This is a genomic window from Spirochaetota bacterium (assembly GCA_026415295.1).
Lineage (GTDB): Bacteria > Spirochaetota > JAAYUW01 > JAAYUW01 > JAOAHJ01 > JAOAHJ01.
Window position 1 is genome coordinate 1 of the sequence record JAOAHJ010000035.1, and the last position, 17789, is coordinate 17789.

At 25.0% G+C, this 17789-nt stretch carries 13 protein-coding genes and 1 riboswitch; of the genes, 2 read left to right on the forward strand and 11 right to left on the reverse strand.

Features of this window, described 5'->3' with window-relative positions:
• The coding region (locus N3A58_08245; GenBank protein MCX8059389.1) for a chitobiase/beta-hexosaminidase C-terminal domain-containing protein at nt 1-2437 on the reverse strand (2437 nt) is incomplete at its 3' end.
• Between the two features lie 621 nt (nt 2438-3058).
• Between N3A58_08245 and N3A58_08250 the strand changes: the two genes are divergently transcribed.
• On the forward strand, nt 3059-3427 hold the full coding sequence (locus N3A58_08250; protein ID MCX8059390.1) for a metalloregulator ArsR/SmtB family transcription factor: 369 nt from the start codon (nt 3059-3061) through the stop codon (nt 3425-3427).
• A 5-nt stretch (nt 3428-3432) separates the two neighbouring features.
• Nucleotides 3433-5520: a heavy metal translocating P-type ATPase gene (locus N3A58_08255; protein ID MCX8059391.1), complete on the forward strand. Its 2088-nt coding sequence runs from the start codon at nt 3433-3435 to the stop codon at nt 5518-5520.
• On the opposite strand, the gene N3A58_08260 is transcribed toward N3A58_08255, so the two are convergent.
• The 10 genes from N3A58_08260 to N3A58_08305 all read right to left on the reverse strand — a co-directional run bounded on the left by N3A58_08260 (nt 5517) and on the right by N3A58_08305 (nt 17750).
• Nucleotides 5517-6302, reverse strand: coding sequence for an anaerobic ribonucleoside-triphosphate reductase activating protein (locus N3A58_08260; protein ID MCX8059392.1), 786 nt, complete (start codon nt 6300-6302; stop codon nt 5517-5519). The genes N3A58_08255 and N3A58_08260 overlap by 4 nt on opposite strands.
• Nucleotides 6303-6344: 42 nt before the next feature.
• Nucleotides 6345-8462: a ribonucleoside triphosphate reductase gene (locus tag N3A58_08265; GenBank protein ID MCX8059393.1), complete on the reverse strand. Its 2118-nt coding sequence runs from the start codon at nt 8460-8462 to the stop codon at nt 6345-6347.
• A gap of 129 nt (nt 8463-8591) precedes the next feature.
• Nucleotides 8592-8753, reverse strand: a complete 162-nt coding sequence (locus N3A58_08270; GenBank protein MCX8059394.1) for a hypothetical protein — start codon at nt 8751-8753, stop codon at nt 8592-8594.
• 24 nt (nt 8754-8777) lie between these two features.
• Nucleotides 8778-8967: riboswitch (cobalamin riboswitch) on the reverse strand.
• 89 nt (nt 8968-9056) lie between these two features.
• A complete protein-coding gene (locus N3A58_08275) occupies nt 9057-10133 on the reverse strand; it encodes an ABC transporter ATP-binding protein (protein MCX8059395.1) in 1077 nt (358 codons plus the stop codon).
• 168 nt (nt 10134-10301) lie between these two features.
• Nucleotides 10302-11135, reverse strand: coding sequence for an ABC transporter permease subunit (locus tag N3A58_08280; GenBank protein ID MCX8059396.1), 834 nt, complete (start codon nt 11133-11135; stop codon nt 10302-10304).
• 24 nt (nt 11136-11159) lie between these two features.
• On the reverse strand, nt 11160-12062 hold the full coding sequence (locus tag N3A58_08285; GenBank protein ID MCX8059397.1) for a sugar ABC transporter permease: 903 nt from the start codon (nt 12060-12062) through the stop codon (nt 11160-11162).
• 305 nt (nt 12063-12367) lie between these two features.
• On the reverse strand, nt 12368-13630 hold the full coding sequence (locus N3A58_08290) for an extracellular solute-binding protein (GenBank protein ID MCX8059398.1): 1263 nt from the start codon (nt 13628-13630) through the stop codon (nt 12368-12370).
• A complete protein-coding gene (locus tag N3A58_08295) occupies nt 13627-15810 on the reverse strand; it encodes a hypothetical protein (protein ID MCX8059399.1) in 2184 nt (727 codons plus the stop codon). Before N3A58_08295 ends, N3A58_08290 begins: the two co-directional genes overlap by 4 nt.
• Before the next feature lie 60 nt (nt 15811-15870).
• Nucleotides 15871-16962 carry a substrate-binding domain-containing protein gene (locus tag N3A58_08300; protein MCX8059400.1) on the reverse strand — a complete coding sequence of 364 codons (1092 nt, stop codon included), beginning with the start codon at nt 16960-16962 and terminating at the stop codon, nt 15871-15873.
• 173 nt (nt 16963-17135) lie between these two features.
• Complete coding sequence (locus N3A58_08305) at nt 17136-17750, reverse strand: GNAT family N-acetyltransferase (GenBank protein ID MCX8059401.1); 615 nt, start codon at nt 17748-17750, stop codon at nt 17136-17138.
• Nucleotides 17751-17789 lie beyond the last annotated feature (39 nt).

Here is a 17789-nt window from a genome sequence, read left to right on the forward strand (position 1 = left end):
CTATAGATGGATTTGAAGGACTTGAAATATTTACTATTATTAATCCATATGTAGCAGCTGCTAGATAAGCATAATTCCCACTAATATGAACATCCTCGGTACTCTGATTTTTATTAATATTATCTTTTATTAAACGCAAACCTGAAAATGGGTTTATTACATAATTTGCAGTAGTAACATCTGAGTCAGCAAGCCCACTCTTATAAGCAATAGCTTTTATTACTTTACAGTTTGAAACTGTTATTGGTCCTGAGTAAATAGTTCCACTTGTCGATGTTGGGGTAGATCCATCAAGAGTATATCTTATAGTTGCTCCACTTGTTGAACAATTTATTGTTACAGATTGCCCTGATGTATATGTTCCTGGAGATGGGCTAAAAGTAGGATTTGCTACTTTAATTACATAATTTCCACCATTAACATCAGAATTTACCATATTTGCTTTATAAGCCATAGCTTTTAATGTTGTAGAAGCAGTTATAGTTATAGCTCCAGAATAAGTATTTCCATTAGTAGGAGAAGGATCTGTTCCATCAGTTGTATATTTAATAGTAGCACCACTTGTTGAACAACTTATTGTTATAGATTGCTGTGATATATATGTTCCTGGAGATGGGCTAAAAGTAGGAGTTGCTACTTTTATATAATAAGTTGAAGTTGTAATATCTGAATCTGTCATGTTTGACTTATAAGCAATTGCTTTTAATGTTGTATTTGTAGAAATATTTATTGCTCCAGTGTAAAGGAAACCATAAGTAGGTGTAGGATTGCTTCCATCTGTTGTATACCTAATTGTTGCCCCACTTGTTGAACAATTTATATTTACACTTTGAGTTCCATTATAAGTACCACTTGCAAGGCTAAATGTTGGTGCAGCAACTTTAATATTAAAAATAGCACTTGTTACTTGTGAATCAGTCATTCCACCTTTATAAGCTATAGCATTTATAGTTGTATTCGTAGTTAAATTTATAGGTCCACTGTAAATATTACCATAAGATGAAGATGGAATTGTTCCATCTGTTGTATATCTAATTGTAGCTCCTGAAGTATTTGTAGTAATAGTTACTGTTTGAGAGTTTATATAAGTGCCTCCATTAGGACTAATAATTGGAGGAGCTACTTGATTTAGATTAATAGTAAAAGTTTCGCTTGCAATAGAAGAATCATTCATCCCTGATTTGTATGCAATAGCCTTAATAGTAGTAGTTGAATTAATATTAATAGGAGTTGAATAAACTGTTCCATTTGATTGAGAAGGATTTGAACCATCAGTAGTATATCTTATAGTTGCTCCTGGAGTTGGGCAAGATATAGAAACTGTTACCGGTTCACTATATGTTCCTCCTTGAGGATTAATAATAGGAGTAGCTACCTTTGAGATATTATAAACAGATGTAATAACATTTGAATTGTTTAACCCCGACTTTATAGCTATTGCCTTTATTGTTGTATTAACTAATACATCAATAGGACCTGTATATGTTTGGCCATTGATAGGATCACTGCCATCTATAGTATATTTAATAGTAGCAGAAGGTGTAGCACAAGATATTGATACTGTTTGACTATTATTATAAGTCCCTCCAGTAGGAGAGAATGATGGATCAGATGCTTTTAATATATAGAATGCCGAAGTTATTTCAGAATTATCTAAACCACTTTTGAAAGCAATAGCCTTTATTTGCGTTGAAGAAGTAATCTGAATTGGATTACTATAAGTTGTTCCATTTGTTTCTGAAGGATCACTCCCATCTGTAGTATATTTTATAGTTGCTCCTTCAGTTACACAGTTAATTTCCAATGTAATATAATCATTATATGTCCCTCCACTTAAACTAAAAGAAGGTGTAGCAACTTTTGTAAAATAATATATTTCTTGAACTATATTGGATGGTGTCATTCCTTCTTTGTAAGCTATAACTTTTAAATTTGTATCAGAGCCAATTTGTAGAGGTAATGTATAAACATTTCCATATGTTGGAGAAGGATCAGTACCATCCATAGTATATTTTATAGTTGCTCCTGGAGTTGGACATGAAATAGTTATAGTTTGTGTACTGTTATAGGTAGCCCCTTTAGGTGATATACTTATTGGAGCTACTTTTAAAATGGTGAATGTAGCACTTACAACCTCAGAACTTTTCATTAAATCTCTATAGGCAATTGCTCTTATAGTAGTAGTTGTTGTTATTTCAATCGGTTGATTGTAAATAATACCATAAGAAGGAGATGGGGGTGATCCATCAAGAGTATATCTTATAGTTGCATCAGTTGTTGGGCAATAAATTGTAACATATAGATAATCATTAAAAGTCCCACCCTCAGGAGTAAATATAGGAGCACTTACTTTTGGTATAACTTCCCTACAACTCGCAAAAAAGAATAAATAAATGATTACAGTCAGAAGAAATATAGTATTAATGATTTTTTTCATAAAAACCTCCTTTTATTTTTAATTTTTTATTATATGATTTTTTATTAACCTATTCTTTATCATTTAATTTTACTATTTAATTTTTTTACTTTTTTTATTTTACTTTTTTAATAGTAAATAAAACTTAAATTACATAATATAAAAATTTTTTAAATGAAATTTTTATAAAAATTTAAAATAGTTTAAACTGTCTATGTTCCTCAAGAAACTAGAAATAATAAAAAAAGATTAAAAAATAAAAAATCAGTAAATAAAATTTAATAATTACTTAAGTATGATTATTAAATAATAGAAAATTTTGAATGAGTTTTGAAATAAATATTTATAATAATAATATTATATATTTTATTATAATTCAAATTATATTAATGTCAACTTTAAATTAAAATTTTTTTTAAAATTTTCTTATCAATTTATTTTAATAAATTATTTATCCTATTTGTTAAAAATTAATTAAATATTTATTTTTATTTATTAAAATTTAAAATTAAGATATAAAAAAATTTTATACTTAAATAAAATGATTATTTGATTTTCATATTGACAAAAAATAAAAAATGATATATTTTATTAATTGTTCAATTGAGCATATATTCAAATATTAAAAATTAAGAAAAAAATATGAAAAACAATAATTTTGAAATTTGTAAAAATGTAATAATCCATAATGATTTAGTCTCAAAAGCCAAAAAAAATATGCCAAATGATCAATTAATCTCAGAAATAAGTGAATTTTTTAAGGTTTTCAGTGATCCTACAAGATTAAAAATAGTAAATACTTTATTCTATTCAGAAATGTGCGTCTGTGATATAGCTTCTGTTTTAGGAATGAATATTTCAGCAATTTCGCATCAACTAAGATTACTAAAACAAGCAAATCTTGTAAAATATAGAAAAGATGGAAAAGTAGTTTATTATTCTCTTAAAGATAACCATGTTAAACAAATTTATAAACAGGGATTTTTGCATATTACAGAAAAAAAGGAGTAATTTTTATGAATAAATTTAAATTAGAAAATTTAGATTGCCCAAAATGTGCTTATAAATTAGAGGAATCTCTTAAAAAATTGAAATTTGTAAAATCAGTTTCTATAGATTTTGCTACTCTTTCTATACTTATTGACACCTCTGATATCAAAAAAGTTCAAAAAGAGATTGATAAAATAGAACCTGGAGTAAAAATAATAATTTCAAAAAAAGAAGAAAATGAGATTTATGAAAGTTTCAATCCCAAAAAAGAACTAACTTTTATCTCAATAATATTTGTTTTTTATTTATTAGGATTAATTTTTAATAAACAAATGGAAACTATACCTTATCACATTCCTGAGTACATTTTATTTTTAACTATTTATATATTATCAGGATGGAAAGTTATATTAAAAGCAGTAAAAAACCTTTTTAAAGGCGGTATTTTTAATGAAAATTTTTTGATGACAATTGCTACATTAGGAGCAATAGCTATTCATGAATTGCCAGAAGCTTCAGGGGTTATGCTATTCTACAAAGTTGGCGAATTTCTTCAAGATTTATCTGTAAATAGATCAAGAAAATTAATAAAATCTCTACTTGAAATAAAACCTAATTATGCAAATTTAGTTACTTCAAACGAAGTAAAAAAGGTATCACCAGAAGAAGTTAAAATAGGGGACAAAGTAATTGTTAAACCTGGAGAAAAGATTCCTTTAGATGGAATTGTAGTTTCTGGAAACACTCAGGTTGACACATCTGCATTAACAGGTGAATCTAAACAAAAAGTTATTAAAGAAAGGGATACAGTACTAGCTGGAATGATTAACAAATCGGGATTAATAACAATGGAAGTAACTAAACCTTTCAATGAGTCTTCAATTAATAAAATCTTGGAATTAGTTGAAAATGCAATACATAAAAAAGCTAAAACAGAAAGATTTTTTACTAAATTTGCAAAATATTATACACCTATAATTGTAATAATAGCTTTATTAACTGCTATTTTACCTCCACTTTTAATTCCAGACCAAAGTTTTATAAAGTGGATCTATCGTTCTTTAGTTATTCTTGTCATATCATGTCCATGTGCACTTGTAGTTAGTATTCCTCTTGCTTATTTTAGTGGTATTGGTGGTGCTTCTAAAAAGGGAATATTAATAAAAGGCTCAAATTACCTTGATGCATTAAATTCAGTAAAAACTATAGTTTTTGATAAAACAGGAACAATAACTAAAGGTGTGTTTAAAGTTACCGATATTGTTCCTTACAATGGTTATACTAAGGAACAACTTTTAGAAATATCTGCAGAAGCAGAATTTAGCTCAAATCATCCAATTGCTCTATCTATAAAAGAATCATATGGCAAAGAAATAGATATAAATATCATTCAAGAATTTCACGAAATTGGTGGACAAGGTATAAAAGCTAAAATTAATAACAAAATTGTACTTATTGGTAATGACCATTTAATGCATGAATATAACATAGATCATGACACTTGTCATATTTCAGGAACTATTGCTCATGTTGCAATAGATAATAAATATGCTGGATACATTATAATTAGTGATGAAATTAAAAATGATTCTATTGAAGCTGTTAATAAGTTAAAAAGTTTAGGAATTAAGAATTTAATTATGTTAACAGGTGATAATAAAGATATAGCTGATGAAGTATCTAGAAAAATTGGTATAAAAGAATATTATGCTGAACTATTACCAGAGAATAAAGTTTCTATTTTAGAAAAATTAATGAATCAAAAAGATAAAAAAGATAAAATTATTTTTGTTGGTGATGGTATCAATGATGCCCCCGTTCTTGCAAGAGCTGATATTGGGATATCCATGGGAAACCTTGGTTCAGATGCTGCCATTGAAACTTCCGATATTGTAATTATGGATGATTCTCTAACCAAAATTTCTGAAGCAATTAAAATAGCTAAAAAAACAAAGATAATCCTAATTCAAAATATAATTTTCGCTCTTGGAATAAAAGTTTTATTTATATTTTTAGGGTTCATAGGAATAGCTACAATGTGGGAAGCAGTTTTTGGAGATATGGGGGTAGCAATAATAGCAATATTTAATTCAACAAGAGCATTAAAAGATTAAGAAATTATTTTTACAAGATCATAAAAGATATTAAATTTTTTTTCTAATATAATTTTATAAACAAAATTATTATTAATTAAGTTATAAAATTCCCATTTGTTGATTTTATTAAATTTATCAAATTCACCTACATTTTTCATTGATTGAAAATAGAAGTTAACATTCCCTTTTATTTTTGAAAATAGGTATATCAAGAAATCTTTATTAAAAACCGGAGAAAATATTGTTGACCTTAAAATGATTCTATTTCTATTAATTTGCTGATCTAAAAGATTATTTATAAAATCAATTAATTTTTCAATATGAAAATAAAAATCCTTATTTTTTAAACTTCCTTCATAAAATTTTTGATCTCCTTTTATATCAATAGCAATCTTATCTAAAGAAATGTCTTTACTCTGAATCATTTCCCCTAATTTATCAAGAAAAACACCATTTGTATCAAGTTTTATTTTTAAATCTTTTCTGATATTTTTTATCTCTTTTATAAAAGATGGTAATATTCTCCAATGAACTAAAGGTTCTCCACCAGATAAAACAACTGCAGTTATAAAGTTTTTTCTCATTTTAATAAATGAGAGCGCATATTCAATATCAAAGTTTCCCTCTTTCTCCTTTATAAGTTCTCTGTTATGACAATAAAAACAGTTTAAGTTACATCCTTGAAAAAAAATAACAGATGCAATTTCCCCTGGATAATCATTTAAAGAAAGTGGTAAAATTCCGGCTATTATTTTTTTTTTAAATTTTCTACTTTCTATTTCAAATTCATTTCGATTCATATTATTTACTTTTAATATATTAATTTTCAAAAAAAATTATATTTAAATAGATTCTTTATAGATGATGGTTTCATAATTATAAGTTTTTCTTTCAAAAAATTCCTCTTTTTTGCCTTTATTCCAGTTATTAACAGGTCTATAATAACCAACAACTCTTGAATAAATTTCTGTTTCAGATCCACAGATTTCACATTTTTCAACTTTTCCTCTAATATACCCGTGTATTGGGCATACAGAAAATGTTGGAGTAACAGAAAAATAAGGAATTTTATAATTTTCACATACTTTTTTAATTAGCACCTTTACAGATTGATAATCCGAAATCTCTTCACCCACAAAAATATGAAAAACTGTTCCTCCAGTATAAAGGGGTTGAAATATATTTTGATGTTCTAAAGCTTCATAAATATCATCACTATAAAAAACTGGTAAAAGTGTTGAATTTGTATAATATGGTTCAACATTTTCAGAAACTTTATTACCATTAATAATAGCTAAATCAGAAGCAGTTATAATATCCGGATATTTTTCTTTATCAAGTTTAGCAAGTCTATAAGAAGTACCTTCTGCAGGGGTTGCTTCAAGATTATATAAATGTCCTGACTTTTTCTGAAACTCTTTTAATTTATTTTTTATATAATATATGATCTCCAATGCAAATTCTATACCATCTTTTTCATAAATATTTTTTCTCATAAAATTATATAATGCTTCATTCATACCAATAATTCCAATAGTAGAAAAATGATGTTCTAAAGTACCCAAATATCTATTAGTATATGGAAAAAGCCCACTATCAAGGTTTTTTTGAACTATATCTCTTTTAATTTCTAGTGATTCAAATGCTAATAATAAAACTCTATCAAGGTTTGCAAAAAATTGTTCTTTTGTCTTTGAAATATAACCAATTCTTGGTAGATTAAGTGTTACAACTCCAAGTGATCCTGTAGATTCCCCTGCACCAAATATTCCATTTGTCTTGCTTTTAAGTTCTCTTAAATCTAGTTGAAGCCTACAGCACATTGACCTAACATCTGAAGGTTTTAAATCAGAATTTACAAAATTTTGAAAATATGGATATCCATATTTCCCAGTAACCTTAAAAAGTAGATCTGATATTTCAGAATTCCATTCAAAATCTTTTGTAATATTATAAGTAGGTATAGGAAAAGTAAAAATTCTACCTTTAGCATCTCCTTCATACATAACTTCAAGAAAAGCTTTATTTATAAGATCCATCTCTTTCTGAAATTCTTTATATTTTTTATCTTTTATTTTACCTTCATGAACAATATATTCCTCTTTTAAATCTTCTGGAACTTTTAAATCAAAAGTAAGATTTGTAAATGGAGTCTGTCCTCCCCATCTTGAAGAAACATTTAAACTAAAAATAAATTTTTGAATTTCTTGTTTTATCTCTTTGTATGAAAGACCATCATAATAAACAAATGGAGCTAAATAAGTATCAAAAGATGAGAAAGCTTGGGCTCCAGCCCATTCATTTTGAAGTGTTCCTAAAAAGTTTACCATTTGCCCCAAAGCTGTTGAAAAATGTTTTGCTGGAGCAGCTTCAACTTTATTTGGAACTCCACCAAAACCTTCATAAAGAAGATTTTTAAGAGACCAACCTGCACAATAACCAGCTATTCCCATAGAAAGATCATGTATATGCATATCACCTGATCTATGTGCTTTGGATATATCTTCAGGATAAATTTTTTCAAGCGTATAGTGAGAAACTATTTCACCTGCCGCATGCATTAAAAGGCCAGAAAATGAATAACCTGAATTTGAATTTTCATTTACCCTCCAATCACCTTGACAAACATAACCATCAACTACTTTCAATACATCCAAAAAGATATTTTTAGTTTCCCTAAGGAATTTTTTCTTATCTCTATACAAAATATAAGCTTTAGCTGTCTTTGCATGACCATTTTCTATAAGTACTTTTTCAACTATATCTTGGATCTCTTCAACTGTTGGTACACCATCTCCAAATTTTTTTACAAGTTCTTCCTCAACCTTCTTTGTTAACCTAACAGCAAGTCCATAATCTGTTCCACCAACTGCAACAGCTGCCTTAAAAATAGCATCAGTAATTCTACTACTATCATAAGAAACTATTTGCCCTGTTCTTTTTCTTATAAAATTTATCATCCTTCCTCCCTTAAATTAAAATATATTAAATAAAACTTTAATTGTTTAATAAAAATAGATTACCTTTCGGGAGGCTTTTATTTAATTTCTTTATAAAAGAAAAACTTTTATTATTAAGTAAAAAAATAATTATAAGAAAATAAAAACTAATTTATCTTCCTTAAATAATTTAGACAAACTTGATAAATTGAATAAGTTAAGATCTTTAAAAACTAAAATTTGAAATTTAAGAATAGTTTTTATAAAATTTGATACATAATAGAATATTAAGATAGATTTTAATCTACCCATATTCTATCACCTCCCGAATAGAATATGATGCTTCCAATCAAAGAAAGGTTTTCTGGCTTAAGGCTAACTACTTGAGCTCCTTCCCAGGGATAGTTTCTCCCCAGTGGATTTAAAGCTCTTTCGAAACCTATTACAGCTGCGGGAACAGCCAGGGAATTTCACCCTGTTCCCTTTAACCTTGATTGGTTAAATAATCTATAACAAATTTTTAAATTTCATCAAACAAAATTTTAAAATTTAAATGTTTTAATTTTCTATTTTTGTTTTTACTTTCTATAAATAAAATTGATAAACTTTATATAATTATAAAATTATCTCTTCACTTGATGGATCATATACTTTTATATCATTACTATTAAAATATATTTTTACATTATCTCCTTTAATATCATAATATTTTTGAGAAATTAAAGAGATAAAATCAGAATGTTTCGAAATATTATTTATTGGCTCTATAGCATAAATAAATTCCTTACCTAAAGGTTCTATAACTAAAATTTTAGCCTCAAAAAAGTTATTTTTATCTTCACCATTTTCAAAACTTAATTTTTCTGGTCTTATTCCAACAATTAAATTTTCATAATTTAAAATATTTTCAAATTTTATATTAAAAGTTCCAAAATTAAATTTATTATCCAATTTATTTATTTTAAATAAATTCATAGGTGGATTTCCTATAAAAGAAGCAACAAAAGTATTTTTGGGGTTATTGTAGAGATTCAATGGATCACTTATCTGTTGTATTTTCCCTTTATTCATTACTACAATCTTTGTTCCCATTGTCATAGCTTCTACCTGATCATGAGTGACATAGATAAAAGTTGTATTTAGCTTTTTTTGTAACAATTTAAGCTCAGATCTCATGGAATTTCTTAATTTTGCATCCAAATTTGACAGAGGCTCATCAAATAGAAATACTTTAGGTTTTCTAACAATTGCTCTACCTATAGCAACTCTTTGTCTCTCTCCTCCTGAAAGTTCTTTTGGATATCTATTTAAAAGGTGCTTTATATTTAATATCTCAGAAACTTCATTTACTATTTTGTCTTGCTCTTCCTTAGAAACTTTTTTTATTTTCAAAGGATATGTTATGTTTTGATAAACTGTAAAATGAGGATATAAAGCATAACTCTGAAAAACCATTGCAATATCTCTATCTTTTGGACTTATTTGATTAACAGTTTTACCATCTATCTTTATTTCTCCACCTGTGATTTCTTCAAGACCTGCAATCATTCTTAATACAGTTGATTTCCCACAACCTGATGGACCAAGTAAAACACAAAACTCCCCATCGTCAATAATAAGATTAAAATTTTCTATAACATATTTATCTTTTATATATGACTTACATACATTAGTTAATTCAACCTTACCCATGGTTCCTCCATTTACAAAATTATAAATAATTAACTTTTAAATCTTTTAAATAAAAATAATAATAATTTTTCTAAAAATATTTACTTATTTTTTTCTATTTATATTTTTTTTAATTTTTTATTTTATTGATTTATATAAATAAAATATTCAATCAAATTTTAATAAAAATTAGTTCTTAACAGATCCAAGGGTTAAACCAGAAATAAGATATTTTGATGTATACATAAAAAGTATAACAACAGGTATTGCAAGAAGTAGTGAAGCAGCAGCAAACATACCATATTCTGTCTGAAACTGCCCTTGCATACTATCGATTCCAAGTGGCCATGTAAAAAGTTCTTTTTTGGTTATTATAACTCTTGCAATTATATAGTCTGACCAAGCTGTCATAAAAGAAAAAAGAAAAGTAATTCCTACGGCAGGTTTTGCAAGAGGTAGAATTAGATCATAAAATACTTTTACTATAGGTGCTCCATCTATCAATCCTGATTCTTCTATGTCTATAGGTATAGTATCAAAATAACCCTTTAAAAGCCATATAGAAAAAGGTAAAGCAGAAGATGAATAAACTATAACAACTTTTATATATATACTTATAATTTTCATTTTAGCTAACAAAACATACAAAGGAATAAGTAACATTGTAGCTGGAAGCATCTGAGATACAAGCAAGAAAATCATACCTAATTTTCTACCAGGAAAATTAAACCTTGAAAAAGCATATCCTGCAGAAACTGCTAAAATTGTAGAAACGAATGCTGTTAAAATAGAAATCAACAAAGAATTTTTCAACCATAAAAAAAATGGTTTTTTTATAAATAGATCCTTATAATTTTGAAATGTAAAATTCTCTGGAATTATTGATAAATCTGTAGACATAACTTTATTGTATGGTCTTAAAGATATAGTAAAAATTCTGAGTATTGGATAAACTGTTACAATTATTGCAATTAACAGCAAAATATATATTAACATTACTTTTAATATTTTTTTTAAATTCATAATAATTCACCTATTAAATTTTTACTAATAAAAAATCAAATTTTTACCTTTCAAACTAAAAGTACCTGTTATTTTAATATAAATCAAAGAAAAGAAAACTAAGATTAAAAATATTAATATTGAAAATGCTGCTGCGGATGAAAAATTATAAAAGACAAAAGCATCTTTATAAACATAAGTTACTAGTATATCAGCATAAGAAGATGGTGTAGTAACAAGGTAAATAACATTTAAATTATTAAAAGTCCATATTGTTCCAATAATAATTGCAGGTGTTAAAATTGGTTTTAACAATGGTAAAGTAATATCTCTTAGTTGTTGAAAATAAGAAGCTCCATCAATCTTTGCTGCTTCATAAAACTCCTTATTTATAGACTGTAGGCCACCTGATATTATTGTCATCATAAATGGTATTCCAAGCCAAATATTTACAATAACTGGAGCAACAAAAGTCCATATTGGATGATTCATCCATGGAACAGGATCAATACCAATTTTTCCTAAAACAACATTGATAAAACCAAAAACTGGATTAAACTCTCCCCTCCATGCTAAAGCAAGAATAACTTGAGGTATTGCCCATGGTAATATTAAAATACTTCTAATAAATTTGTGTCCAGGTAACCTTTCTTCAAGTAAAAGAGCATAATATAGACCACCATAAACATGAAAAATTAAATTTATAAATGTCCACAAAATAGTTCTTCCCAATATTTTATAAAATGCTACTGATTTTAATATTGATATATAATTTTTTAGAAAAATAAACTTCTCATTAGTCCCCCATGTATATAAGTTTCTATTTAAAAATGAAATATAAATTTCATAAACAATAGGATAAATAACAATAACACATATAACAAAAAATGCTGGAAATAAAAATAAATAGGGGGTTTTATACTTTATCCAGAATTCTCTTTTAAACATAAAAACCTCTGTTTATTTAGCAATTAAAAATATAAAAATATTATTTATTATTTTTTAATAAAATAACTTAATAATCAAAAATAATAAAACTATCTATAAAAAACTTTGAAATTTATATTTTAACTATAATAAACTAAAATAAATAGAATGTAATATTTTATAATTTTTCAAAAAAATAATTCTCTCTAAATATTTTAACATAATACATAAAATATTTCAACAATTATAAATAAATAAAAATAAAAAAAAAAGAAGCCCCCTTTTTATTAAAAGGGGACTTCAATTTTTTCAAAATATTAAAATAATTATTGTCCTTTCATTTTTGCAATTTTTTCTGAAGCTTCTTTCTGCATATCAGCAGCAGCTTGTTCTGGAGTCTTAGATCCATTTAATACTGCTTCTAAATTTGGTCTTATTGCATCCCAAACAGCTCTCATTTCAGGAATTGTTGGCATAGGAGTACCATAAGAAAGTTGTTCCATTGAACCTTTTATAACAGCAGAAGCACCAGCTTCCATTTCTCCAAAATATTTTTTATTAGCTGGTAAAATATTTAATTTTGTTGCCCATAATTTTTGATTTTCGTAGCTTAAAACAAATTTTAAAAATTGAATTGCAAGTTGTACCTGTTTATCATTTATATTAGCATTTATAGAATAACCTTTTGAAGATGTATATGGTTTTGGATAATTACCACCTGGAACTTTGGGTATTGGGAATGTAACAATATCCATAGTTTGTTGATAATTGCCTAAAGACCAATCACCATTAATTATCATTAAAGATTTTCCTTCCTTGAACAATGTATCTGCTGCATTATAATCTAAATCTTTAGGTATAATTTTCTTATCATATAATGATTTATAAAATTTCAAAGCTTTTATCATAGCTTCATTATTTAAATCTGGCTCATTATCATTTTTAAAAACATTACCCCCAAAAGCACCGTAAAAAGCAACGAACCAGAAAGGTTCTTTTGCAAAAAATACTATTGGCCATTGATCATTTTTAGGATCTTTATCTTCTAAATTTTTAGCATAACTAGCATAATTATTAATAATTTCATCAAAGGAGTCTATTCTTTTGTCAAGAAGTTTTTTATTAACAATTAACATAAGGTGATTCCCTATTCTATCAGGTAGACCCCATATTTTACCTTTATATTTAAAGTTAGCTAAAGCAAAATCTAAAAAGCTTGCAACAAAATCTTTTGGTAAATATTCATCTAAAGTTTTTATAATACCACCTTTTAATGTTGCAAAAACTCCAACATTATCAGCTGGTCCATAAACTATATCTGGACCTTCACCAGCTACAGCTGCAGTCTGATAATTTGTTCTTAAATCTTCAGTTTGATAGTGAACTGCTTCAATTTTAATGTCTGGATATTTTTCATTAAATTTCTTTATCAATTCTTGAAGCAAAGCTTCTTCTGCTGGATCCATTTGGTGCCAAATAGTTAATTTTCCAGATTTTATCTCTTTAGCACCAGGCTTACAAGAAAATAAAACAAAAAAAGAAATTAAAATTAGAGATAAAACTAAAAGTGAAAAAACTCTTTTTTTCATAAAATACCTCCTAAATTTTTCTTTTTATTAAAAAGCTCTAGAACAAGAGCATGTGTCCATCCTAAGGGTTGAATCCATAATGGATTCATTTTATTATCAATCTGTTCTGGCAAAAATCCAACACTATTAGCTATTATTTTAAGTTTTTTTATAATATATTCAATATCTTTATTTAAATTTTCAAAATCATATCCAAAATCACTTTTAATGTTCTTAAACAACTCTATTTTTGAAATATAAAGCCATAGAGTTGTTATTATCCAGGAATTGCCACCAAAATATCTATCTCCAACATACCTATAATGAAAAAAGTTTTTTCTATTTAATAGAGCTTTATCTATAAAATATATTAGCCTTTTCTTTTCATCTATAGATAAAAAGTTTATATTAAAAGGATAAATTAAACATAAACTTGAAATATCTAGAGTATAGTCTGGACAATAACCTTTTAAAATTAAATTTTCATATAAATTTGAATTTGAAATAATTTGTTTATATTTCTCATTAAAATTTATTTCATCTTTATTAATTTTATCATTTCTTTTGTTTTTACTATTTTTTAATTTGTTTTTCAAGAGAAAACTTCTTATTATAATTACTTTCTTCTCATCAATATACATAAAAGAATTTATTAGATTTTTATAAAAAATTTTATAAAAATCATCAAAATCACTTTTAAAAAAACTAAACTCTTTATAAAACTCTTTTTTAATATCAACATTTTTTTCTAACTCAATTCTACCTATCAAATCAAAGCTAGCTTTTAATCCTTCTATACAAGATACTTGACTAAATAGGTGATATCCAAACCTTTCTTCCCATAGATCCATACATGGTTTAAATAAATTGATATCTTTATCATATAAATTTACTAAAAATTTTATTAATTTTATTATCTTATCTGTATTAATTAATATAAAATTTATATCATTAAAATATTTTAAATAATTATTTAAACTCCATAATATTAAACCAGTTTCATCATATTGATCACCCCAACATGGAGCTTTGAGGCCATTTGAATAATATCTTTGATGAACATAATTATCTTCAGAAAATGCGTTTAAAATAAATTCAAGAAACTTCTTGGAATAATTTTTAAAACCATTCTTACCCATTATATCAGAAATAATAGCAGCATCTCTTCCCCAACAGTAACCATATCCCCCGGAATATTCATATTTTTCATCTTGTTCAAAAGAAGCAAGTATTGCACCTGTTTTAGTTTGCAATTTATTTAATACATATATTGAAGTTTTTTCTAAAATATCTTTCTCCATAAATTCTTTATCTATATAATCTTGAAAATCATCATATTCATTTAAATTTTGATTCTCTGTAGTAGCAATAGATTTAACAAGAAATTCCAATTCTAATTTACTTTCTAAGAAGTTTCCACCATTTTGGTTAATATTATAAACTATAAAAATTTTATTAGCTAAAGTTTCATAACTGTTTTGGTAAAAATCTATTTTTTCTTTATTTTTTATTAAGTTTATTAAATTTGAAAATATATTATTAAACTTTTTATTCTTAAAACCTTGATGAAGTGGATAAAAAATAAAAATATCTTTTGATAATAAATTTATTCTAATATCCTGCTTATAAACACTTATCATTCTACTATTTATTAAATTATTTTGTTGTAATAATAAAGAAGCAGAATGATAATTTTCAGAATCTTTTAATTTAAAAACATAATATTCAATACAACTTGAAACTTTTAAATTATTAAAAAAAGTCTTTACTAATAAATAACTTTTGATTTTGCTATTTTTCTCATCATTATTATTAAATTCTTCCAATAATATCTCTTTTTTTATGAAATATCCTTTATTTTTAAGATTATTTTTAAAATTATCTTTATTTTTATCCTTTATTTTTTTTATAAATATATCTTTGTATCCAAATAACCTTAATAAATGATGCTTAGGATAATAAAAAATATTTACTATTCTATAATCTTCTGAAAAACAAATATCAATTAAAAAGTTTTTCGAATTAAGCTCAAAAGTTTTTCCATCTATATAAATCCATGAATTAAAAGAAGATAAATTTTGATAATAATCTTTATCAGGAAAAAATATAGATGAAAAAGCACCATCCCTATTAAAAGAAAAAAGAGAAGAATTATCTGCTAAAAAAACATAATAATTTTCAATTATTTTTTTTTGTTTCATAAAAACTATTCTTTTATTTTAATTTAAGTCCATAACTTTTTTATAAAGTATAATTACTATTTAAATACTATTTCCATAAATAATATCAGTTTTAACAATATGGTTTTTTATTTTGTAGCTATCATCATTTATGATTTTTAATAAACTATCAGTTATTTTTTCACCCAATATTTCAGGGAATGTTTCAACTGTAGTCAATTTAGGTGTAGATATATGAGATAAAAAGGAATTATTAAATGTTACAATACCAAAATCATTTGGAATATTAATTTTCAACTGTTTTAATTTTTCCAAAAATAAAAATGCAACATAATCATCAATTATAACAGCAGAATCATTCTCGTTTTTTCTTTTTACTATTTGATCAACAATATTGTCAATATTAACATTATTAAAATCTATAAAATAAACATACTTTTCATAATTTCCCAATTTTTTATTTGCAAAATCTTTAAAAGAAATGAAAGCATTTTTATTTTTTTCTGAGTTATCTAAACTATTTAAGCATTTATTTTCTAATAAAGCTTTAATAAAACCATTAAATCTATCATAGCAAACCGTATACTCAGAAGACCCAGAAATAAAAATAGGATTCTTATATCCATTTTTAAATAAAAGATTAGTAATCCGATAGGAAGCTTCATAATTATCATTGTCTATCCAATTATTTGTATCTATTAAAGGTTTTCCAAGTAAAACAAATGGAATTCTATTTTCTAAAAGAAATTCTATAAAATTATTATTATAAATTGATGCTAAAACTAAAACACCATCTATTCTGTGAGACATTATAATGGATTTTGCTTGTTCAAAAATAATTGAGTTTTTTTTATCAAACTCAATATATCCATTAAGTGTAAAATAGCCATTTCTGCTTGCAGTTTCATTTATTCCTTTAAAAACTTCTATGAAGAATGGATTTGCAAACGATTGCATAGGTGATCTAAATAAAATTATTCCTATAGTATATGTTTTTTTAGAACTTAAGGCTTTAGCATTTATATTTGGATAATAATCTAACTCTTTTGCTAATTTTTTAATTTTTTCCTTTGTTTCTTTTTTTATAAGATTAGAATCATTTAGAGCTCTCGATATAGTTGAAACTGAATAACCTGAAATAGAAGAAAGTTTTTTTAAATTAATTTTTTTCATTTTTTAAATATTAAAAATTTTATGCAAACGATTGCATAAATAATTTTTAATACATCTTAACAAAAAGTCAATAAAAAATTATAAAATTTTTAATTTTTTTTAAAAAATTTAAAAAATCAACAAAATCCTTAGAAATAAGATTAAATAATTTATTATATTTATAACTAAAAAAATTAAATATCAAAATTAATATTTAATGCCATTCTTATTTTTTTATCAAATCCTTTTAAACCTTTTAGTAAAAATATTTTTTTTTCATTTATTTTAATAAATCCATTTTTTTCATATAAATTTATTGCTTTATAATTATTACTATTAACATCCAATTCTATATATTTTTTATTTTCAATAGAATAATTTCTTATAAACTCTATTATTTTTTTTCCTATTCCCATTCCTTGAAATTCTTTTTTTATTGCAATAATATCTATATATAATCCCTCCTTCTTCATTTTAATTTTTTGTTCATATTCATATTTCATAAACAAATAAGCAATGAGCCCCTTAATTAATCCTAAATTTTTAATAAAATCTTTAATTCTAAATTTTAAAAATCTATTTATTCCATCAGATAAAGCAAATATTCCAACAGGTGTCAAGTCATAGTAAACTATAAAAAATAGTTCATATTTAAATGCATTTAAAAATAGATTATAAACCTTATGAGGATTTCTACTTAATAGTGAAAAATCCTTTTCATAAAAAGCATCAATAAAAATTGATGTAATCTTTTCTTTTAATTTAGAATCAACATTAAACCATAATTTTTTAATATCTATTTTTTCCATAAAAATTCAATTTTGAAATAATTATATTATAAATTAAAG